This window comes from Pseudoalteromonas prydzensis (genome assembly GCF_011050055.1).
In the GTDB taxonomy this organism is placed as follows: Bacteria; Pseudomonadota; Gammaproteobacteria; order Enterobacterales; family Alteromonadaceae; genus Pseudoalteromonas; species Pseudoalteromonas prydzensis_A.
The window spans coordinates 17,650-36,550 of sequence record NZ_DRGM01000037.1 but is presented as its reverse complement, the minus strand read 5'-3'; the positions used below and the strand labels follow the sequence as shown (position 1 = coordinate 36,550).

The 18,901-nt window shown below is 40.8% G+C and carries 22 protein-coding genes; 10 read left to right on the top strand and 12 right to left on the bottom strand.

Translation table 11 applies throughout. The annotated features are described in order from the left end of the window. Positions 1–36: 36 nt before the first annotated feature. Both ENH88_RS03040 and dsbB read right to left on the bottom strand, forming a co-directional pair. Positions 37–339 carry a hypothetical protein gene (locus ENH88_RS03040; RefSeq protein ID WP_304179298.1) on the bottom strand — a complete coding sequence of 101 codons (303 nt, stop codon included), beginning with the start codon at positions 337–339 and terminating at the stop codon, positions 37–39. Beyond that, the gene (dsbB, locus tag ENH88_RS03035; RefSeq protein ID WP_304179296.1) at positions 339–851 is read right to left on the bottom strand and encodes a disulfide bond formation protein DsbB; all 513 of its coding nucleotides are present in this window, start codon (positions 849–851) and stop codon (positions 339–341) included. Before dsbB ends, ENH88_RS03040 begins: the two co-directional genes overlap by 1 nt. Before the next feature lie 441 nt (positions 852–1,292). Here dsbB and fadR point away from each other — a divergent pair, with 441 nt between their 5' ends. Beyond that, positions 1,293–2,006 (top strand): fatty acid metabolism transcriptional regulator FadR, encoded by a 714-nt coding sequence (gene fadR, locus ENH88_RS03030; protein WP_064666576.1) that lies wholly within the window; start codon positions 1,293–1,295, stop codon positions 2,004–2,006. A gap of 13 nt (positions 2,007–2,019) precedes the next feature. Here fadR and ENH88_RS03025 read toward each other — a convergent pair whose 3' ends face one another. Next, a complete protein-coding gene (locus tag ENH88_RS03025; protein WP_304179294.1) occupies positions 2,020–2,148 on the bottom strand; it encodes a hypothetical protein in 129 nt (42 codons plus the stop codon). Positions 2,149–2,239: 91 nt separating this feature from the next. Between ENH88_RS03025 and ENH88_RS03020 the strand changes: the two genes are divergently transcribed. Continuing rightward, positions 2,240–2,845, top strand: a complete 606-nt coding sequence (locus tag ENH88_RS03020) for a peroxiredoxin C (RefSeq protein WP_145239274.1) — start codon at positions 2,240–2,242, stop codon at positions 2,843–2,845. A 66-nt stretch (positions 2,846–2,911) separates the two neighbouring features. On the opposite strand, the gene ENH88_RS03015 is transcribed toward ENH88_RS03020, so the two are convergent. Together ENH88_RS03015 and smpB are read right to left on the bottom strand one after the other, a co-directional pair. Beyond that, a complete protein-coding gene (locus ENH88_RS03015; protein ID WP_304179289.1) occupies positions 2,912–5,509 on the bottom strand; it encodes a TonB-dependent receptor in 2,598 nt (865 codons plus the stop codon). A gap of 188 nt (positions 5,510–5,697) precedes the next feature. Then, entirely contained in the window at positions 5,698–6,177 is a 480-nt protein-coding gene (gene smpB, locus ENH88_RS03010) for an SsrA-binding protein SmpB (protein WP_064666579.1), read from the bottom strand. A gap of 146 nt (positions 6,178–6,323) precedes the next feature. On the opposite strand from smpB, the gene ENH88_RS03005 reads away from it, so the two are divergent. Together ENH88_RS03005 and ENH88_RS03000 are read left to right on the top strand one after the other, a co-directional pair. Next, the gene (locus tag ENH88_RS03005; RefSeq protein ID WP_304179284.1) at positions 6,324–6,761 is read left to right on the top strand and encodes a type II toxin-antitoxin system RatA family toxin; all 438 of its coding nucleotides are present in this window, start codon (positions 6,324–6,326) and stop codon (positions 6,759–6,761) included. Continuing rightward, positions 6,761–7,090, top strand: a complete 330-nt coding sequence (locus ENH88_RS03000) for an RnfH family protein (protein ID WP_304179432.1) — start codon at positions 6,761–6,763, stop codon at positions 7,088–7,090. The genes ENH88_RS03005 and ENH88_RS03000 overlap by 1 nt, the downstream gene beginning before the upstream one ends. Before the next feature lie 64 nt (positions 7,091–7,154). Here the strand turns inward: ENH88_RS03000 and ENH88_RS02995 are convergent, their stop codons facing one another. Then, a complete protein-coding gene (locus ENH88_RS02995; protein WP_304179282.1) occupies positions 7,155–7,514 on the bottom strand; it encodes an outer membrane protein assembly factor BamE in 360 nt (119 codons plus the stop codon). A 119-nt stretch (positions 7,515–7,633) separates the two neighbouring features. Between ENH88_RS02995 and ENH88_RS02990 the strand changes: the two genes are divergently transcribed. After that, positions 7,634–7,975 (top strand): GIY-YIG nuclease family protein, encoded by a 342-nt coding sequence (locus tag ENH88_RS02990; protein WP_304179279.1) that lies wholly within the window; start codon positions 7,634–7,636, stop codon positions 7,973–7,975. Here ENH88_RS02990 and ENH88_RS02985 read toward each other — a convergent pair. From ENH88_RS02985 to ilvC, 4 genes are all read right to left on the bottom strand, one after another. Then, complete coding sequence (locus tag ENH88_RS02985; RefSeq protein WP_304179277.1) at positions 7,944–8,672, bottom strand: M28 family peptidase; 729 nt, start codon at positions 8,670–8,672, stop codon at positions 7,944–7,946. The genes ENH88_RS02990 and ENH88_RS02985 overlap by 32 nt on opposite strands. A gap of 166 nt (positions 8,673–8,838) precedes the next feature. Continuing rightward, complete coding sequence (locus tag ENH88_RS02980) at positions 8,839–10,038, bottom strand: tetratricopeptide repeat protein (protein ID WP_304179273.1); 1,200 nt, start codon at positions 10,036–10,038, stop codon at positions 8,839–8,841. Between the two features lie 80 nt (positions 10,039–10,118). Further along, entirely contained in the window at positions 10,119–12,032 is a 1,914-nt protein-coding gene (locus ENH88_RS02975) for a methyl-accepting chemotaxis protein (protein ID WP_304179271.1), read from the bottom strand. A gap of 194 nt (positions 12,033–12,226) precedes the next feature. Then, a complete protein-coding gene (gene ilvC, locus ENH88_RS02970; protein WP_304179268.1) occupies positions 12,227–13,699 on the bottom strand; it encodes a ketol-acid reductoisomerase in 1,473 nt (490 codons plus the stop codon). 162 nt (positions 13,700–13,861) lie between these two features. On the opposite strand from ilvC, the gene ilvY reads away from it, so the two are divergent. From ilvY to ENH88_RS02945, 5 genes are all read left to right on the top strand, one after another. Then, positions 13,862–14,776: an HTH-type transcriptional activator IlvY gene (gene ilvY / locus ENH88_RS02965; protein WP_304179267.1), complete on the top strand. Its 915-nt coding sequence runs from the start codon at positions 13,862–13,864 to the stop codon at positions 14,774–14,776. A 152-nt stretch (positions 14,777–14,928) separates the two neighbouring features. Continuing rightward, positions 14,929–15,786 (top strand): MipA/OmpV family protein, encoded by an 858-nt coding sequence (locus ENH88_RS02960; protein WP_304179265.1) that lies wholly within the window; start codon positions 14,929–14,931, stop codon positions 15,784–15,786. Position 15,787: 1 nt separating this feature from the next. Further along, positions 15,788–16,174: a DUF3019 domain-containing protein gene (locus tag ENH88_RS02955; RefSeq protein ID WP_304179263.1), complete on the top strand. Its 387-nt coding sequence runs from the start codon at positions 15,788–15,790 to the stop codon at positions 16,172–16,174. A 14-nt stretch (positions 16,175–16,188) separates the two neighbouring features. Further along, complete coding sequence (locus ENH88_RS02950) at positions 16,189–16,881, top strand: response regulator (RefSeq protein ID WP_304179261.1); 693 nt, start codon at positions 16,189–16,191, stop codon at positions 16,879–16,881. A gap of 6 nt (positions 16,882–16,887) precedes the next feature. Further along, complete coding sequence (locus tag ENH88_RS02945; protein ID WP_304179259.1) at positions 16,888–18,123, top strand: ATP-binding protein; 1,236 nt, start codon at positions 16,888–16,890, stop codon at positions 18,121–18,123. A gap of 135 nt (positions 18,124–18,258) precedes the next feature. Here ENH88_RS02945 and ENH88_RS02940 read toward each other — a convergent pair whose 3' ends face one another. Then, entirely contained in the window at positions 18,259–18,483 is a 225-nt protein-coding gene (locus ENH88_RS02940; RefSeq protein WP_304179257.1) for a DUF3820 family protein, read from the bottom strand. A gap of 116 nt (positions 18,484–18,599) precedes the next feature. Then, the gene (locus tag ENH88_RS02935; RefSeq protein WP_304179256.1) at positions 18,600–18,881 is read right to left on the bottom strand and encodes a hypothetical protein; all 282 of its coding nucleotides are present in this window, start codon (positions 18,879–18,881) and stop codon (positions 18,600–18,602) included. Positions 18,882–18,901 lie beyond the last annotated feature (20 nt).

The window sequence follows — 18,901 nt, the reverse complement described above, 5'->3', positions numbered from 1 at the left end:
ATTAATAAGTTAAATCTTAATAAATAACAGGGCGAATTATTCGCCCTGTGTAAACTCTGCAATCGCTTGTTGTAAATGCCCTTTAGCAAACTTGATCTCCACTGGAGTCGTAAGCAAGGGGTAAGCCATACCGGTGATCAGTAATACAGGCAGCAAAAACCAACCTTCAATATACGCTAATGATAAAAATACAGGGGTTAATAAAAGCAATTTTAAAATACGTAAAGCGATTTTTTGCATTGGCGTTAACATACTTAAAGCTAAGGCAATAATTTGCTGACGTTGGCGTATTTTAAATGGTTTTAATAGCGTTACTTGGCTTGAAAAAAATGTCATCATCACAGCGACTTTTTAATTATTAAACGACTTGCAACAACACTTATCAGGATCAGAGTAAATGCGCCAAAAATAACTTCCATCCAAGCGGGCATACTCAATCCAGCAAACTGCCAATCAATATTGCCACAGTCACCAGTAGCGGCGAAGAATTGTGGTATCCACTGATGTAACGGGACGGGGAAGTTCGGCTCAAACTCGCAGCTAAATGCAAAAGGGTCAGTCGTGGTTTGCATCTCGAGATGTTGACGAGCAAGCAGATAGCCCCAAATACTGGCAACGGCCCAGCTAGATAAAGCGCTAACACGCATTAACATGTTAGTTGGATTTATTGCCCCAATAATGCTTGCAATCAGTAGCCCTAACATCGCAGTTCGCTGATAGATACACATAATGCATGGCTCTAACCCCATTTGATATTGGAAAAATAAAGCAACCACTTCAAATGTAAATGCAGTTAATGCTAATAAAACCCAAGGAGTGCGTTGCTGTGCTAAATTTGCTAACCAATTCATAGTATTTCCAAATATTAATATCTCAATGAGATTATGACTTAGTCATTAAACTAGGCGCAAGGGTAAATATGCTTTGTGGCAAGAAAAGCTGTCGTCCCAGCACGCACTTTATGTTTGCTGCTGCCGTTATTCCGTACATTAAGACTATGATTGTTCAAGCTATGTGGATTATATTCATTCGTTAAGTTAAGTTAATTTCAGGTTATGTAATATAAGGTTCAGTTGCATTGCATGGTTTTTTTTCAAGCTAGACTCGGTGATTATTTTTACAAGTAACCAGTATGGTAATATTCATTGAAAAATACCGACGGGCAGATATTCGACAGCCGCTGTAAATGATTTAATGAAGTGACTTTACTTGTTAGTTTTGCTTCGTCTGGTACAATCAGTCGGTTAATCGTTTTTAAGTGAAGTAATATTGATAACTCGAGTGGGAATTGAATGAGAATTTTTAAAGCGAAAAGTCCAGCCGGATTTGCGGAAGAGTATATTGTTGAATCAATTTGGAATGGTGATTTTCCGCCGGGCTCTATACTTCCTGCTGAGCGCGAGTTATCAGAATTAATAGGTGTTACACGCACAACATTACGTGAAGTATTACAACGTTTAGCGCGTGATGGATGGTTAACCATCCAACATGGAAAACCAACGCGAGTTAATAACTTTTGGGAAACTTCAGGGCTTAACATTTTAGAGACCTTAGCGCGTCTTGATGAAGATAAAATGCCCGAGTTAACCGACCAGTTACTTTCTGCGCGTACTAATATTAGCGCTATCTATACTCGTGCTGCGATTAAACTAGCACCTGATCGTGTTATAGAAATTCTTTCACAAAGCGATGAACTTGAAGATAGTGCGCAGGCTTTTGCTGATTACGATTACAAAGTACACCATGAGTTAGCCGTTGCAGGTAATAACCGTATTTATGTACTTATCCTCAATGGTTTTAAAGGCTTTTATTCGAAAATTGGTTGCCACTACTTCTCCGATCCGGGTACTCGTCAATTAGCGCGTCAATTCTATAAAGATTTAACCATACTTGCTGAGAAACGCGAGCATGACGGCGCTATTTCAATGATGCGTAAATATGGTCATCAAACCGGTGAAATTTGGCAAAAAATCCGCGGTGATATGCCTGAAAATATTATGGATTAATAATTTCCACGATTTAAAAGCCTGCTTCTGCAGGCTTTTTTAATCCTTTCACTCGACGTTCGATATTTTCGATGATGGGCATCGGAAAATACGATTGTTCTTTTAAGTCTTTAGTCTCTAAAATATTTTGATAATTATGCATGCCAGCCCTTGGTATTTAGTTTTTAGATGCCATATTAAAGGCAAGCATTGCGTAAGCAATTAAAAGCAAACTCAAATATTTGGAGAATAAAATGGGTGTATTAGTAGGCCGCCAGGCACCAGACTTTACCGCTGCAGCAGTATTAGGTAACGGCGAGATCGTAGATAGCTACAATCTTCACGAAACAATCAAAGGTAAAAAAGCAGTCATCTTCTTTTACCCACTAGATTTCACTTTCGTATGTCCTTCTGAACTAATTGCTTTTGACAAGCGTTATGAAGAATTCCAAAAACGTGGCGTTGAAGTAATTGGTGTTTCAATCGATTCACAATTCTCGCACAACGCATGGCGTAACACTGCTGTTGCTGACGGTGGTATTGGCGCAGTTAAATATGCACTAGTTGCAGACGTTAAACACGAAATCTGTAAAGCATACGATGTTGAGCATCCAGAAGCGGGCGTTGCATTTCGTGGTTCATTCTTAATTGATGAAGAAGGTAATGTACGTCACCAAGTAGTAAATGATTTACCACTGGGTCGTAACATCGATGAAATGCTGCGTATGGTTGACGCTCTAGCGTTCCATACTGAGCACGGTGAAGTGTGTCCAGCTGGTTGGACTGAAGGTAAAAAAGGTATGGACGCAAGCCCAGCAGGCGTTGCTAAATTCCTTTCTGAAAACGAAAGCGACCTATAATTTAGGCCTTTGCGTTAGAATATAAAACACCCGCCAATTGGCGGGTGTTTTTGTTTAGAGTAATCGTTAGAAAGCGAATGACACTTTAGTATAAATATAACGTCCACGAGGGTTGTGAACCGCGGATGCATAACCGTACAAGTCGCTATCACCATCACCAATTGCAAATGGTGGCTCTTCATCAAATAGGTTATTTACGCCAAGCGAGATTTTGGTCGATTCGGTAATACGATAAGCGGTTTGCAAATCGACTAAGATTTGCGAGTCAACCATTCTTGATGTATTGCTATCAAAATCAAGCGTACCGTCAAAATCAATATCAGGCGTATCTTCAAATTCACCCACATAACTAATATTCACATTAGTGTTGAATTCGCCAAGCTCCCAATTGGTTGAAAACATCCAGCGGTGCTCAGGGTAGCCATATTCACCGGTATAATCGCGGCCATCTTTTTCAAACTTGTCTTGATAGGCCCATTCTAAATTGAATTTTAATAGTCCTAAATCATCCAGCGAGTGATTATAATTTGCTGAAAAATCAATACCTGATACTTCTTGCGAAGAGACATTTTCAAAAGTACTGTGAATTTTTTGGATCACCCCTAAGCTTTGCCCACCTTGGGGCGCTAGCCGAACACACACAGTGCTATTTTGATTATTACATTCAGCATCATAGATAGGACCAAAGGCTTGTTCATCAATCTTGTTGTCTTGAGTGATGCTCCACACATCAATACTGAAACCAAGATCGGCCATCGGAGCCCAAATAAAACCAACGTTCCATGATTCCGATTCTTCAGCTTGTAAATCAGGGTTACCAGCAAATCGAATGTTGTAATCAAGAGCATTACAATCAAGACCTGTAGCACTACAGCGGTAATTATCAATAAAGAATTGACTTTTCTCTGATGGACCTAGGCCTATTTGTGCTAGTGAGGGGGCTCTAAAACCTTGTGCCCATGAGCCGCGAACGGTAATTTCATCGGTAGGTGCCCAGCGTAGCGCTACTTTAGGATTGGTTGTGGTGCCAAAGTCACTGTAATCATCATAACGACCTGCAAGTTGTAGTTCTAAGCTATCTGCAAGGGGAATCGAGAATTCAACATAGGCTGCATATTGGTCGCGCTCAGCGGCAGCAGAAACAGACTCAGTACCAAAAATTAGACCGCGCTGAAATTGATCATCAGGGATGTCACTAACATCTTCTTCACGATACTCAATACCCGCAGCCATCATCACAACACTGTCGCCAAAACTAAATGCTTCACCGGTAATATTGGCATCAAATGAGGTCATATGTGATTCACCACTGCGTACTAAGCTGGTGGTAATACGATCTATTACGGCCGGATCGTTATAAGTGCCGCCAAATGGGTTGTAGTTGCCGGCATCTATTTCTTGCTGTAAAAAATCAGTTCTTACCCAGCCTTGAGTTCTATCGCCAGTTTGCATTGATTTGCTGCGACCTTTTTGTACCGCTGCTTCCCAGCTCCAATCACTGAGCTCACCACGTAGACCAGCGACAAAGCGCAAAGTGTCTGACTCAATATCCCATTGACGGGCACCTGCATCAACAGTTCTATAGTAGTTGATAATTACTTCTTGATTGAAAGGATTATTTGGATGATTCCCCGGGACTGTTAAACCTGCATCTTTATCTAATGGTGTTGGAGCACCTGCGGCAATTGAATTGTTGTGTTGAACGGCCATTTCCATAAAGGCAGTAATACCATTATCAAAGTTATATTCAAACTGAGAAATTGCGCCAACACGTTCAGAAGCTGGGGCAATATAGCCATAGGGCCCATAATCAAACACACAACTATCGCTACCACTAATTTGATCTGCAGGGCAACTTGGATCTGGAGTTTGGACGCCATTTACGCCAAATGTACCAGGAAAGCCACGAGATGAACGAAAATCTTCTCCGCCATAGGGCGCTTGATTAGCAGTACCTAAACGGCCCATTTCATCTGATGATAAAGAGGTGTTTTTAAAGTAATCGATGATGACAGAGGCGCTACTTTTTTCACTTGATGTTCCCCATACAATGCTTGCAGAGGTTTCTTCGTAGTTAGGGCCGTCAGTACCACCGTAACCTAAATTAACCTCTAAACCATCGATGTCCTTTTTTAAGATAATATTTACCACACCTGCAACGGCATCTGAGCCATAAATTGCCGATGCACCATCTTTAAGGATATCAATACGTTCAATAGCAGAAACGGGGATGCTGTTAATATCAACAAATGAATTGGTGATGCTTTCTGCAAATGCGCTGATCGCAACACGACGGCCATTAATTAACACCAGTGTTGCATCAGCGCCTAAACCGCGTAGCGATACCGCTGCAGAGCCGTTAGCGGTCGAATCCTGATTATTACCGCGAGTAGAAAAAGTACCATTACCAGCAACAGGCATTCTTTCCAGTAATTGTTGTAGGTTGTCATAGCCCATATTATCGATATCGGCACGACTAATTGATTGCACTGGGGAAGGACCTTCAATATCAGTACGTTTTATCCGAGAGCCCGTCACTTCAATGCGTTCAACTTTTTTTGCTTCGTCAGCAGCTAATGATTGAGAAGTATAACCTGTCGTTGCAAGTGCGAGTGTTACACAAGCAATTAGCTTAGGTTTAAATGGGAGTGTTCTGTTCTTCATCCTTAAATCCTTGTTGTCATGTTAATTTTATCTGGTTAAATCAACCAGTAATATCAATATCATGTAAGAGGATTGTTATCAAATTGTTTGGTGAGGTTGTGTACTAAAATCGATACAGTTACGAGAATTTAGGGAGGAAAATAAAAACGCCTAACTGAGTTAGGCGCTTTTGAGGTTGTTTGGATAGATTAAACTTTATGTTTCATTAACCGTTCTTTTTCGCGAGACCAGTCTTTGTTTTTGCCATCTTCACGTTTGTCATGCATTTTCTTACCTTTGCCTAAGTGAAACTCTAGTTTCACCCAGCATTTTTTCCAATACATGGCAGTGGCGATCAATGAATAGCCGTCGCGCTCAGTTGCACCAACTAAACGGTCTAGCTCGCGTCTGCTTAATAATAACTTGCGATAACGTAATGGATCGCAAATAACATGGGTTGAAGCGCTATTGAGTGGCTGTATTTGACTGCCAAGCAAAAACGCTTCGCCATTTTTAAGGTGAATGTACGTTTCAGAGATGTTTACTTTACCAGCTCGGATACTTTTTACTTCCCAGCCTTGTAGTTCAACACCAGCCTCAAACTTGTCGTGTAAAAAATACTCATGACGCGCCTTTTTATTTAGCGCGATAGTATTACTTGTCGATTTAGATGAATTTTTCTTAGCCATAGTGGCCCATATTATACGTAAAGCTCTGCTTTTTACATCGATTTTTTATTTTTGCCAATAAAAAAGTGTCAGTAAATAAAGCGCCAGGAAAGTTTGGGGAAAAACGCAAAGCTTGCTAAAATTCGCCCACACAGTTGGGAGTGAGTATGCCACAAATAGAAAAAAGTGCGCTAGTAATGTATAGCAGCAAAGAAATGTTTGATTTAGTCAATGATGTGGATGCTTATCCTGAATTTTTACCGCATTGCTCAGATGCGAAAATTATTGCTCAGCAAGATAATACCATGACCGCCAGTTTAGAAATTTCTAAAGCGGGTATAAAAAAATGGTTTACCACTGAAAACACACTTGCAGACGGAAATACTGTGACATTACGTTTAGTGGATGGACCATTTAAAGCGTTGCAAGGGCGTTGGCATTTTCAAGTGTTGGATGACAATGCATGTAAAGTTCAACTACAGCTTGAGTTTGAATTTGCTAGTAAGCTCATTGAGCTGGCGTTTGGTAGGGTATTTAATGATGTTGCAAAAAACATGGTGAATGCATTTACTCAGCGAGCGAAACAAGTATACGGACCGCGATGATGATAAAAGTAGAAGTAGTGTATGCGTTACCAACAACAGCAACCTGTTTACTGGTTGAGGTGCCTACAGGGACAACGGCTGAAGAGGCGGTGATCCAATCTGGTATTCTTGCAAAATGCCCTGAGATTGATGGTTTAGCGCTCACATTAGGTGTTTGGAATCGTACCTGTAAGCTGACACAAGTGCTTGAGGATGGCGATAGAATTGAAATTTACCGGCCTTTAATTGCCGACCCTAAAGATGCCAGACGCAAACGTGCGGAAAAAGCCAAAGACGAAGGCCGTGCAAATAAAGTTACCGGTGGGCGACCATTGGATAAAGCGAAATAATTAAACTAAACAAAAAGGTTAGCCGTAGCTAACCTTTTCGTCATAATCTTAATTGTTTTCGCGATTACTGTTCAAGCGGCGTGTTGAACTCGGCGGGTTGTTCGTAGTCACCGCTGATTGACTGAAGTTTTTCATTTTCAAACACAATGGTGAGTGATTTGCGTTGTTCGTTATCACGGCCAAGATTAAAAGAGTATAAGTAATGCCAAGTATTTTTATCGAAAGCGTCTTCGGCTACCGGTTTACCTAATACATAAAGCACTTGCTCTCGGGTCATGCTGACACGAAGTTTATCAACATCGCTTTGTTCTAAAAAGTTACCTTGTGGGATATTGATACGATAAACCCAACTAGAACAACCTGCGGTTGCACTTAATGTGAGAGCAACGATCAAGCAAAGAGAAAAAGTTTTTAACGACTGCATTGTTTGTTTGGATCCTTATTTTTTATAAACTGCATGATACCGATTAGTCACCTAAGGTAAAACCCTTTTAGGTAATTGTTTGTGACTTAATTTTAACTATTGATGTTTGGAGCGTAATTTTGACCTCGCAGTCTGCTAAAAGTTTAACTAACCCTGAAAATAGCACACTAATCAATCCCGCTATTTGGTCGCTTTATATTGTACAAACACGTTTAGGTCACTGGTATACAGGGATAAGCCCCGATGTGGCGAAGCGTTTTGCAGCTCATCAAGCGGGCAAAGGCGCTAAAAACTTAAAGGGTAAAGGGCCATTAATACTTATTTACCAATGTGAAGTGGGCTCACGAAGTGAGGCAACAAAACTTGAAATAAAAATTAAACAGTTAAGTAAAGCGCAAAAGCGCGTGTTTGTTGCTACAGGACAGCAGCCTAAAGTTTTGTCATATCCAGCTGATCAATAAATTGGGCAATATAATTGACGGCTTCAATATATAACTGCTGATCGATATTACTCAGTTGGTCGGAACTTTTGTGGTGATGTGGATCATACCCCATGCCAAAATAGATATACGCAAACCCCGCTTTAGCAAATGCGTAATGGTCACTGGCGCGACGCCAATCTATCTTTCCTCCTCTGCTTAGTCGGTTCATCCTATGAGACGAGCTGGTTACTTTAACTTTTATAGTATCGCTGGATATTCCAGCGAGTTGATGCTGTAAAGCCTGTCGTTGTGCATGCGATGTAAATGCATATAAGGTTTTTTTTGGGCGACTAACGGCTAACATATCTAAATTAATATTGAGCACGGTTATGGAGTCGTCACGCTGTAATTGGCTAACAAAAAACTTTGCCCCATGTAAGCCATTTTCTTCAGCATCGGTCGCAACAAAACTCAGTTGAAAGGACAGTGTTGTATCGGCAAATTGTGCGGCTATAAATAGTAGTGCACTGACGCCACTGGCGTTGTCATTGGCACCAGCATACAAGTTATGGCCTTGCTTACCTAAATGATCGTAATGGGCTGTGAGTATCACATGGGCCTTGACGGGGTGTGCAGGCATTAAAGTCGCCACTACATTTTGCCCTGACATTTCAGTAAAAAAACCAGCCGTATAATTAAACGTTTGTAATTGACTTTGATAGCCAAGCTGCTGCAAGCGTTGGTTAATAAACTCAGCGCTTGCAACGGCGTCATCCGTATTGGTTTTACGACCATTTAAGGCCGCTGAGCTGAGGTAATTTAAATCGCTAATTAGTTGCTGGTTTGCATTGTTTGCATAAGCGGTACCAGAAAATAGGATACTCAGGATTAGAATAATTAACTTAATGGCTATCTACCTTGGCAGTCATCGCACCCAGAGCCTGTAATTTATTTTGATAACGTTGTTTGTCGTGAGCAAAATCAGCGTACTTATTAGCAAAACGTAGTTGTGTATATGCTTGTTTAAAATCACCTAATTGATAATAGGTACGAGCCAAGCCAAAGTAGCTATCATGAATATGTCTATCAATTAGCTTGGCTTTATTAAAGTGTTTAATAGCGTCTTGATAGTTTTTGATAAGGTAAGCATCGTTACCTAAAGCAACATGGTAATATGGATTACTTTGACGTTTTAAGTCAAGTTTAGTTAATATTTCATCTGCTAACTCAGCCCGTTCAGTGAGTTGATACAGCAGAGCTAAATTGCCCAGTGCGGTGTTATTGTCAGGGTTTAGTGCTATTGCGTAGTTATAGGCTAGCTCGGCGTTTGCGTATTGTGAATGTAGGCGCAGCAATACCGCTAAGTTACCCCATGCCCCAGAATAATTTTCATCGGCTTTTGTGGCAGCTAAAAAGTAGCTGTAGGCTAAGTCGTGCTGCCCATTCAGCATTGCTGTTGCGCCTTTGTTGTTATAAAACATCGCGGTAATTCGTTGTTTGCTGATCGGCGTCGTTTTAAATTTTTCACCACGCGAATTAGGATCAAAATCAATGACGAGTGAGTTTTCGGTATTGTAAAGGTAAGTCACACTGCTGCTGGCACTGGTATCACGCTGCTGTGTAACGACTAAATTTATATGTCCAGTTAATAAACTATAGCCGTTACTTACCGCCCAATATTCAGGAATATGTACTGTTTGAAACTGCCCCTGCAGACCTAAATATTCCGCCATGCTATAAGCTAAAATCGACAAAGATAAACAATTGGCATTTAAATCGGTGTAAGCTTGATTAGCAGTGAGGGTCGCTCCTGCTTGATATGATAAAGATGCATCGCCATTTTCTAATAAAAAGTTTAATAATTTTTTGGTGTTATTTAAATTGCGTTTATTGCTTGGGAAGGCGGCATCGAGTTGTTGTGTTATGTTATCGTTTAAGGCGAATATTTCATCACTATGCTCCACAGGATAAACGCTGAAGGATGGGTTATTTGTAACAATTGGCGCAATCAGCGCCGATTTTTTATGTGTATTAGTGCAAGCCGATAAACTGCACAGCGACAAAATAACGACTAATTTAGCAAGCCACGTTAATGTTGCCATAATCACACTCCAACTAAATACTGACTTGTTAAGTTTAGTCTATTTTTAGTTAAAGTGGATATTAACTGTTACAAACTGTGTCAGTGCTTTTCAAAGGTGGCCACTAAACGTGCTAATGTTTGTGCACTGCTGGCAAGTCCTTTGATTGCCTGCTCCGTATCAATTTGCTCTCGCATCGCTATATCACTGATCTCACTAATTTGTTCAATATTACGGCCAACATCAGCAACCACGCTACTTTGCTCTTCAGTAGCGGTTGCAATCAAGGTCGCCATATCATTTATTTCATTAGCGGTATTGGTAATAGCATCAAGTAACTGCACAGAACTTTGCATGGTTGCTACACTGTGCTGAGCTTTGCTTTTTGATAACGCAATTTGCTCAACCACATTGGTCGCTGTGTTTGCCAGTTCTTCAATCATTGCCTGAATTTCAGTTGTTGATTGCGATGTACGATTGGCCAGTGCCCTTACTTCATCTGCGACTACTGCAAAGCCGCGACCGTGCTCACCAGCACGTGCCGACTCAATTGCGGCATTTAGTGCTAATAAATTGGTTTGCTCTGAGATGCCACGAATAGAGTCAACAATACTGGCGATTGTTTGGGTTTTATTGGCAAGCTCAGTCACTTGTCCCGCAATTGTGTCAATATCACCGGCTAATGCTGTAATACTTTGTTGACTTTGCACTACTTGCTGGTGGCTTTGTAATGTATTGGCTTTACTGTCTTCGGTAAGTTTTGCGGCAGTTGCGGCGCTGTGGGCAATTTCTTGCACTGTTGCACCCATTTCGTTGATTGCTGCGGCAACAGAAATTGTTTGCTCTTTTTGATTATCCATTGCCTGTGAGTTGCGTTTGGCTTGAGCAAAGACCTGATCTGAGCTTTGACGAATTTCTAAACTTTCATGTGAGACTTGTGCAATAGCGGTTTCAATTTTATCAATGAATTGATTAAATCCATTACTCAATGCTGCTAGTTCAGGCTGCTCACTGTGTGGCAGGCGATATGCCAAATTAGCATCCCCTGAACCTAAGCGAGTAAATAACTCGGCCATTTTTGATAACGGTGATGACAATGAACGAGCTAATAAAAAGCTGATAACACATGCAAGCAATGCAATAACAAGAGCAAAACTTAAAATTTGCCACTGTAATGTAGTGATCCCTGCAAACACTTCCGCTTTTGGTACCTGTGCAACCACATAAAGCTGGGTGTTTTTAATCGGACTCGCCGCTAGAAAAAAAGTGTCGCCATTGAGTTCGACTTCTTGCAAGTTAAATTCATTGCTTGTTAATAATTGACCACTTACTTGATGACCATACAAGCTATCCAGGTTTGTGTTCTCTACTTTGTTGACGTCTTGATGGAGTTTAATGACGCCTTGATCATCAGTAATAAATACAAAACCGGTCTGCTCAATAGTAAATTTATTCAGTAGTGCTTGCATATCATCAATACTTTTTGCCAGCCCAGTTAAGCCGATGCCATTGAGCTGTTGATGATTAACAAACATTTTTGTGTCGCCATTAGGCTCTTGATATAAGCTAATCGAGTAAGCTTGGTTGGCATTTTTAAAATCAAAAAACCAGCCATCTTGTTGTTGATCTAATACTCTTAAAAAGCCGTCTTGATTCCAGTACTGCGCGGTATCACGGTTTGCCCATGATGCGGTTGCTAGGCCGTATTGTTTTACCAGACGATTTAATTCTTTTATTAAAACTTCATCATTGTTATCACGGCTATTTGCCCACGCGAGGATAAAATGGTTACTTGATACTTGCTCTGCCGCACTGAGTAATTCATTGATCTCTAAGCTGATATAGTTATTAATGGCGTGGAGTTTACTGGGCAACTCAGATTGGATCATCCGTTGTTCGATAATGCTTTTGGCGGATAACAGCGCCGTAATGCCAATCAAGCTGGCGACTGACAAGGCAATAGCGATCCCTAAAATAGTGATCTTACGGGTGATACTAAGACTTTTATACGACATTGTGGGTACTGACTTTACAAATTATGAGGGTATTTTAGCATGTTTTTTTCATGTAGTTCATTATCTAATAGAGTAAGTACTCAGTTTGTAATTTACGCTAAGACGTATTTTGACACAGTAAATAAAATGAAAAAGCCCACAGCGTTGAGCAGGTGGGCTTGGTTTCTAACAAGCGAAATTGTTACTTTCCAGGGTTAAACAATTTTCTTCATTGCTGACATGTAGCCACGCAATTTGGTACCAATGATTTCAACAGGGTGCTCACGCAACGACTTGTTGATTGCAATTAGTGTTTGGTTATCAACATGATTACAGCGCTCGCCTAAGCCTCTACCAATAACATCAGTATCGATGTTTTGCATAAAGTCTTGTAACAGTGGCAAACATGCGTGATTGTATAAGTAACAACCATACTCTGCTGTATCAGAAATGGTGCGGTTCATTTCGAATAATTTTTTACGTGCAATGGTGTTGGCAATTAATGGTGTTTCATGCAGCGACTCATAATATGCTGACTCAGCAATAATACCTGCTGCCGTCATGGTTTCGAACGCAAGTTCAACACCGGCTTTAACCATTGCAACCATCAAGATACCGTTATCAAAAAACTCTTGTTCGGTGATTTCAACATCACCTGCAGGGGTTTTTTCAAAATTAGTTTCTGCGGTTTCTGCACGCCATTTTAAAAGGTTTGCATCATCATTGGCCCAATCTTCCATCATTACCCGAGAGAAAGTACCATCGATGATGTCGTCTTGGTGTTTATTGTAAAGCGGGCGCATGATCACTTTTAATTGTTCACTTAATTCAAACGCTTTTACTTTTGCAGGGTTTGATAAACGGTCAAGCATGTTTGTCACACCGCCGTACTTAAGTGCTTCAGTAACAACTTCCCAACCGTATTGAATTAGCTTTGATGCGTAACCGGCGTCTATGCCTTTTTCGATCATCTTATCAAAACATAAGATTGAACCCGTTTGTAACATACCGCAAAGGATGGTTTGTTCACCCATTAAGTCAGACTTAACTTCAGCGATAAACGATGACTTCAATACACCGGCACGGTGACCACCTGTGCCTGCTGCATAGGCTTTTGCTTGCGCTAAACCATGGCCTTGAGGGTCGTTTTCAGGGTGCACTGCAATTAGCGTTGGTACACCAAAACCACGCTTATATTCTTCACGTACTTCAGAGCCTGGGCACTTAGGTGCCACCATGATTACGGTAATATCGTCACGTACTTGCATACCTTCTTCAACAATGTTGAAACCATGTGAGTAAGCAAGCGTTGAACCTTGTTTCATCATTGGCATGATTGCGTTAACCACGGCGGTGTGTTGCTTATCAGGTGTTAAGTTTAAAACGACATCAGCTGTTGGAATTAATTCTTCGTAAGTACCTACAGTAAAACCATTTTCTGATGCATTTAAAAATGATTGACGACGTTCACTGATTGCTGAATCACGTAATGTGTAAGACACATCTAAGCCTGAATCGCGTAAGTTAAGGCCTTGGTTCAAACCTTGTGCACCACACCCAACAATAACAAGTTTTTTGCCTTTAAGTGCATCAACACCATCGGCAAATTCAGCCGGATCCATAAATTCACATTGTGCTAATTGTGCTAGCTGCTCACGCAAAGGAAGAGTATTAAAATAATTCGCCATTGTTAGTATCCTATCTATTTCATAGTTTGTTAGATGCAAGGCATTTTGCCTTGCTTAAAACTACCATAAGGAAAATTTAACCTTGCGTAAAATGATATATTTGCATTAAAGTGTTTCATAAAATGAAATGTGGCGGTTTTAAAATCATAATTAGAGGGTCGGATGGATCATAAGCGCTTACATTATTTTTTAGCATTAGCTAAAACCTTACACTTTGCCCGCGCAAGTGAGCTTTGCCACATCAGTGCGCCAACCTTAAGTCGTAATATCAAACAGCTAGAAGATGAAGTGGGGGTAACACTATTTAGTCGTGATAATCGCAGCGTAAAACTAACCCGCGAAGGGGAGTCCTTTATTGATTATGCTAATGCAACGCTTACCAACTGGCAGCGTTTTCGGGCAAATGTACAAGATCCTGAGCAGACGATTTATGGCAAGGTCAGTATTTATTGCTCGGTTACGGCGTCCTATAGTTTTTTACATCAAATGTTAGAGCAACTGCGACTGCAACATCAACATATAGAAATAAAGCTTAATACAGGCGATCCAGCTGTCGCCATTAACCGTGTACTGGATGGCCATGAAGCGATGGCAATTGCAGCAAAACCCGACAAGTTACCCGCGCAAATTGCATTTGCCAGTATTGGCTATTCGTCATTGGTGTTTATTGCGCCACGTAATGCGTCATTGCTCACAGAAAAGCTAGCTCAGTTTGGCGATAATATTGATTGGTCTGAGCTTGAGTTTATAGTTCCGGAGCAAGGTTTTACCCGTCAGAGGTTAGAGCAGTGGTGGCGAAAGCATGGTATTAATGCCAAAATATACGCGCAAGTGGCAGGGCATGAAGCCATGGTTTCTATGGTTAGCTTAGGGCTTGGCATTGCTATGGTGCCAAAGATTGTATTAGACAATAGCCCGTTAAAAGATCGTGTTCAGGTGTTAAGTGATCAAAAAGAAGCGCCGCCAGGCTTTGAAATTGGCTTGGTTGTGTTACATAAAGCATTGCCTGATGCGGCACTAAAAGCGTTATGGGAAATTGCGCAATCACTCAAAAACGTTAATAGTTTAGCTCCTTAGCCGAGCTTAAATACGTAGATGTAAAGTTTATTTACCTTGAATCGTTCCACATGTATCAAAAGTGTGAATGATTGTAATCAGCTAGGGATTAGTTATTAATACCTTGCTATGATGACGATATTGGATTGTCTCTTTTGGCATAAATAACAACAATGAAGTCGATAGTTAATATTCTTACTGCGCTTTGCATCTCTGTATGGCTTACAGTACCTTGTTTTGCACAGCCATCAGAAGCTGAGCCTGTGCAGGATATAACAATAGGGCAGTGGCACTTGAGCCTTAACACGGGGTTAGGAGTCATAACCAATCCATTAGCTGGTGGAGGTGATTTACCATTAGTGTTGATCCCAGATATAGCTTATTACGGTGAACAGTTCTTTTTTGACAATGGTCGCTTAGGCTATAGCTTGATACAAGACTCCCCACATACCTTTAATCTAGTCACTGAGTTTAATTCGGAAACACGTTTTTTTGTTGATTGGCATCCTAGTAACATTTTTGCGTTAAGATCAGAGAGTTCATTTACGAGCAGTGAAAATGAATTACAAATCCAACAACCTAGTCTAGATATCACAGAGCTTGATAAACGTAAATGGGCACTTGATGCCGGCTTAAGTTACCATTATAGCTACCAGCAGCATGTATTTTCTGTGCAGGCATTAGCTGATGTATCCGGCGTGTATAAAGGGTGGCGAAGTGCATTGCAGTGGCAAATGCACAATAACATTGGTGAGTTACAGATCAAACCAACGATAGGCATCTGGTACAAATCGGCAGCGCTGAATACATATTTTTATGGCGTATCGGCAAAAGAGTCCCGAAATGGTGCAATTGAGGTTGGTAGTAGCTGGCAGCCTTATGCTAAAATAGATGCCCGTTGGCCCTTAAATGACGCCAATTCTTTGCGTTTTCATTTGGCTTATTATGATTATTCGGCCTTAGATGACAGTCCGCTGTTTGAGCAAACGTATTCAATGACTGCCTTTATAGGATTCGATCATATTTTTTAATATGAAGTATTTACAACTTGGTGTATGCGTCGTTTTTTTGTTGGTATGGCCAAAGTTGGCAGTTGCAAAAAAAGATATATTAACAGTATCCCCAAAAGTCTGTGTGGTTTCCGAACAACAAGAATTTTGTGATCTTGATTTGGAATTTGCTTTAAATATGCCCTATAAAATGGATGTATGTTTGTATCATGAGGAGCAACAACTGCAGTGTTGGCAACAAGTTACCACAGAGCGATTCAATCATAAAGCGCGTGTTCAGGTTGAAACCATATACTCCTTAGTCAATCCGCACACGGATGAACTGCTGGCGACAACACGTATTGAAGTACAGAGTACTCGCGCTAAAACCACTCGGCGCCGATTACGTTCACCGTGGAGCTTTTTTTAATCTTGGAGCTGCAAATGGCAAAGATCTTACTTGTAGAAGATGATTTAGGGTTACAGCAATTAACTCGTGACTATCTTGAAAATAATGGCCTTGAAGTGGCGGTATTAGACCGTGGCGATGAAGTATTTACTTACCTTGAAAACAATCCCGTTGATTTAATGATCCTTGACGTCATGTTGCCGGGGAAAGATGGCTTTAGCGTTTGTCGACAAGTGCGCGATAAATTCAGCTTACCTATTTTAATGTTAACAGCTAAAGGTGAAGACTTTGACCAAGTAATAGGTTTAGAGTTAGGCGCCGATGATTACGTTATAAAACCTGCAGAGCCAAGAGTATTACTTGCCCGTATTAGTGCGCTATTACGTCGTGGGCAAGCATCAGTAAAAGTACCAGAAGAATTACAATTTGGTGATTTAGCGATTGATAAAACCAGCCGTATTGTGCGATTAAGAAATAACGAAATTACCCTGACTTCGCATGAATTTGAATTACTTTGGCTATTAGCTTCAAACGCTGGAGAAGTACTGAGCCGCGAACATGTACACCAACACATGATAGGTCGTCAGTATGATGGCTTAGACCGTACGGTTGACGTGCGTGTATCACGCATTCGTAAAAAGCTAGGTGATAACAGCGATAAACCCTACCGGATTAAAACTGTTTGGGGACAAGGTTACCTATTTGTCTCCGACGCATGGGGTATGTAACTGTTAATGGGGAAACTATTCGCAAGTTTATATTTGTATATGATAGTTTCTCTGTTTTTAGTCAGTGGCGTGATTGAACAACTTTGGCCTTACGAAGATACTCAGCAACAACTTTCCCTCGATGACGAATTTGGCCAATCTCTTTGGTTATTAACGCAAAGCCCAGAAGGTATCGCCAATATTGCCTTGCGGTTTCAAAGTAAGGTTATCCAAAAGCAAGATCTGATGCTGCCAAAAGAGCAACGTGAAGAGCTTACCCAGCATCACTATATTTATGTCTTTGATCAGCAACAACGTGCTATTTGGTATATTTCGCTCGATGCTGAAAAACTATTGCAAGTGGGTCCAATTACTGTGTTATCACCAGTATTTCCATCGGTTTGGCCCTATCTGTTACTGTTATGTGTGGTGGGAGTTCCGGTCGGTTTATGGAGCTTTTTACTATGGCGTGACTTTGCCAAATTACGCTTGGCGTGTGAAGCCGTCGATGGCTCACAAGATTTTGAATTGAGTGCGACCTCTAAATCGTTTTTCTTACCAATCACAGATACTTTAAGCGCGATGCAGCAACGCATACAACATTTATTAACCGCGCAACAAGAGCTTACTTCATCGGTCTCGCATGAGTTCAGGACCCCACTGGCACGGTTAAAATTTGCCTTAGCTATGTTAGAGGATAAAGTGACAGATGAAAAAGCATTTGATTACATTGATAATATGCAATTGGATATTGTTGAGTTGGAATCGTTAGTAAAAGAAATGCTCGATTACGCACGCCTTGATAGTCAACAGCCGAACCTTACAGTGCAAACATGTAATTTAGTGCAATTGTTAGAAAGTGTTATTACTAAGCTTGATTTTGCAACGCAGATCCAGCTGAATACGCAATTACCGCTAAAATGCACTTACATTTGTGATAGTCATTTTATTGCCCGTAGTGTGCAAAACTTAGTAGGCAATGCACTCAAGCATGCCCGTCATGAAGTAAGGATTAGCCTCAGCGAAAATGCGCAGCAAGTGATTATAAGTGTAGAAGATGATGGACCAGGCATTGACCAAGCCCAGTGGGACACGGTATTTAAACCCTTTGCACGGCTTGATAAAAGCCGCGATAAAAAAACCGGCGGGTTTGGACTCGGGTTAGCTATTGTGGCAAAAATAGTGTCTTGGCATCAAGGCCGTTGTGAGTTGTCGCATTCGCAACTAGGCGGTGCTAAATTTACGATTAGCTTACCGAAGTAAAGAGTTTTACTTCTGCTTGTACTGCGATAGGTTACAAAAAAAAAAGCGCCATATAGGCGCTTTTTCACGGTTAAAACCAAAATCAACAAGTAGCAAATTAATAGACCGCCTAAATGTGACTAAGTTCCATAATTTTTAATTTCTTTTATTGTTTTGTAACAACGGCATCAGCATTTCTTCTAAGCCATTGAGTTTTACTTCATACATCATCGCTAATTGAGCACCTAATCTGCCTTGTGGAAAGCCTTGTTGCTTAAACCAGACTAAATAAGGCTCAGGGAGTAACAATAAAGGGCGGCCTGCATACTTCCCGAATGGCATTTTAGTATTGATTGCTATTTTTAATAGTTCTGGATCCATGAGAGGGCTTTAGTCGCTGAATTAGATGAGCAGTGTATTACAAAAGAGGGGAAGAAAATAGGCTGTGACGGGCATGAAACAGCCTATTTAATGAGGGAGTAGGCCCTCATTATTTACTAGTGGATCTGATACTGTTGTTTTTTAGAAAACCCGAGTTGTTCGAGTCTGTTTATAATTGACGGATCATCAATGCGCTGTGGGATCTCGCTATCACGCAAAAAATGATCTTCTGGCACTTGGTATACATCAAGCATTTTTTGAAATAATACAGCGCGCATTGTTAACGCTGTCATCCCACTTCTTTGTATTTCATCAAGGCGATTTTGCAGTTCAACCAGTTTTGAGTTGGTTAAATCATCCGCCACGGCTTGGAACTGTGTAGCAAATTTATTTTTCATCTAAAAACCTTATTTAATAG

What these genes read in the sequence shown, in the direction of transcription:
- ENH88_RS02980 (WP_304179273.1), bottom strand. Translation starts at nt 10,038, where the DNA reads ATGGCAACATTAACGTGGCTTGCTAAATTAGTCGTTATTTTGTCGCTG.
- ENH88_RS02945 (WP_304179259.1), top strand. Translation starts at nt 16,888, where the DNA reads ATGGGGAAACTATTCGCAAGTTTATATTTGTATATGATAGTTTCTCTG.
- ilvY (WP_304179267.1), top strand. Translation starts at nt 13,862, where the DNA reads ATGGATCATAAGCGCTTACATTATTTTTTAGCATTAGCTAAAACCTTA.
- ENH88_RS02975 (WP_304179271.1), bottom strand. Translation starts at nt 12,032, where the DNA reads ATGTCGTATAAAAGTCTTAGTATCACCCGTAAGATCACTATTTTAGGG.
- ENH88_RS03005 (WP_304179284.1), top strand. Translation starts at nt 6,324, where the DNA reads ATGCCACAAATAGAAAAAAGTGCGCTAGTAATGTATAGCAGCAAAGAA.
- ENH88_RS03025 (WP_304179294.1), bottom strand. Translation starts at nt 2,148, where the DNA reads ATGCATAATTATCAAAATATTTTAGAGACTAAAGACTTAAAAGAACAA.
- ENH88_RS02955 (WP_304179263.1), top strand. Translation starts at nt 15,788, where the DNA reads ATGAAGTATTTACAACTTGGTGTATGCGTCGTTTTTTTGTTGGTATGG.
- dsbB (WP_304179296.1), bottom strand. Translation starts at nt 851, where the DNA reads ATGAATTGGTTAGCAAATTTAGCACAGCAACGCACTCCTTGGGTTTTA.
- fadR (WP_064666576.1), top strand. Translation starts at nt 1,293, where the DNA reads ATGAGAATTTTTAAAGCGAAAAGTCCAGCCGGATTTGCGGAAGAGTAT.
- ENH88_RS02935 (WP_304179256.1), bottom strand. Translation starts at nt 18,881, where the DNA reads ATGAAAAATAAATTTGCTACACAGTTCCAAGCCGTGGCGGATGATTTA.
- ENH88_RS03020 (WP_145239274.1), top strand. Translation starts at nt 2,240, where the DNA reads ATGGGTGTATTAGTAGGCCGCCAGGCACCAGACTTTACCGCTGCAGCA.
- ENH88_RS02940 (WP_304179257.1), bottom strand. Translation starts at nt 18,483, where the DNA reads ATGGATCCAGAACTATTAAAAATAGCAATCAATACTAAAATGCCATTC.
- ENH88_RS02995 (WP_304179282.1), bottom strand. Translation starts at nt 7,514, where the DNA reads ATGCAGTCGTTAAAAACTTTTTCTCTTTGCTTGATCGTTGCTCTCACA.
- ENH88_RS02960 (WP_304179265.1), top strand. Translation starts at nt 14,929, where the DNA reads ATGAAGTCGATAGTTAATATTCTTACTGCGCTTTGCATCTCTGTATGG.
- ENH88_RS02950 (WP_304179261.1), top strand. Translation starts at nt 16,189, where the DNA reads ATGGCAAAGATCTTACTTGTAGAAGATGATTTAGGGTTACAGCAATTA.
- ENH88_RS03015 (WP_304179289.1), bottom strand. Translation starts at nt 5,509, where the DNA reads ATGAAGAACAGAACACTCCCATTTAAACCTAAGCTAATTGCTTGTGTA.
- ENH88_RS03040 (WP_304179298.1), bottom strand. Translation starts at nt 339, where the DNA reads ATGATGACATTTTTTTCAAGCCAAGTAACGCTATTAAAACCATTTAAA.
- ilvC (WP_304179268.1), bottom strand. Translation starts at nt 13,699, where the DNA reads ATGGCGAATTATTTTAATACTCTTCCTTTGCGTGAGCAGCTAGCACAA.
- smpB (WP_064666579.1), bottom strand. Translation starts at nt 6,177, where the DNA reads ATGGCTAAGAAAAATTCATCTAAATCGACAAGTAATACTATCGCGCTA.
- ENH88_RS03000 (WP_304179432.1), top strand. Translation starts at nt 6,761, where the DNA reads ATGATAAAAGTAGAAGTAGTGTATGCGTTACCAACAACAGCAACCTGT.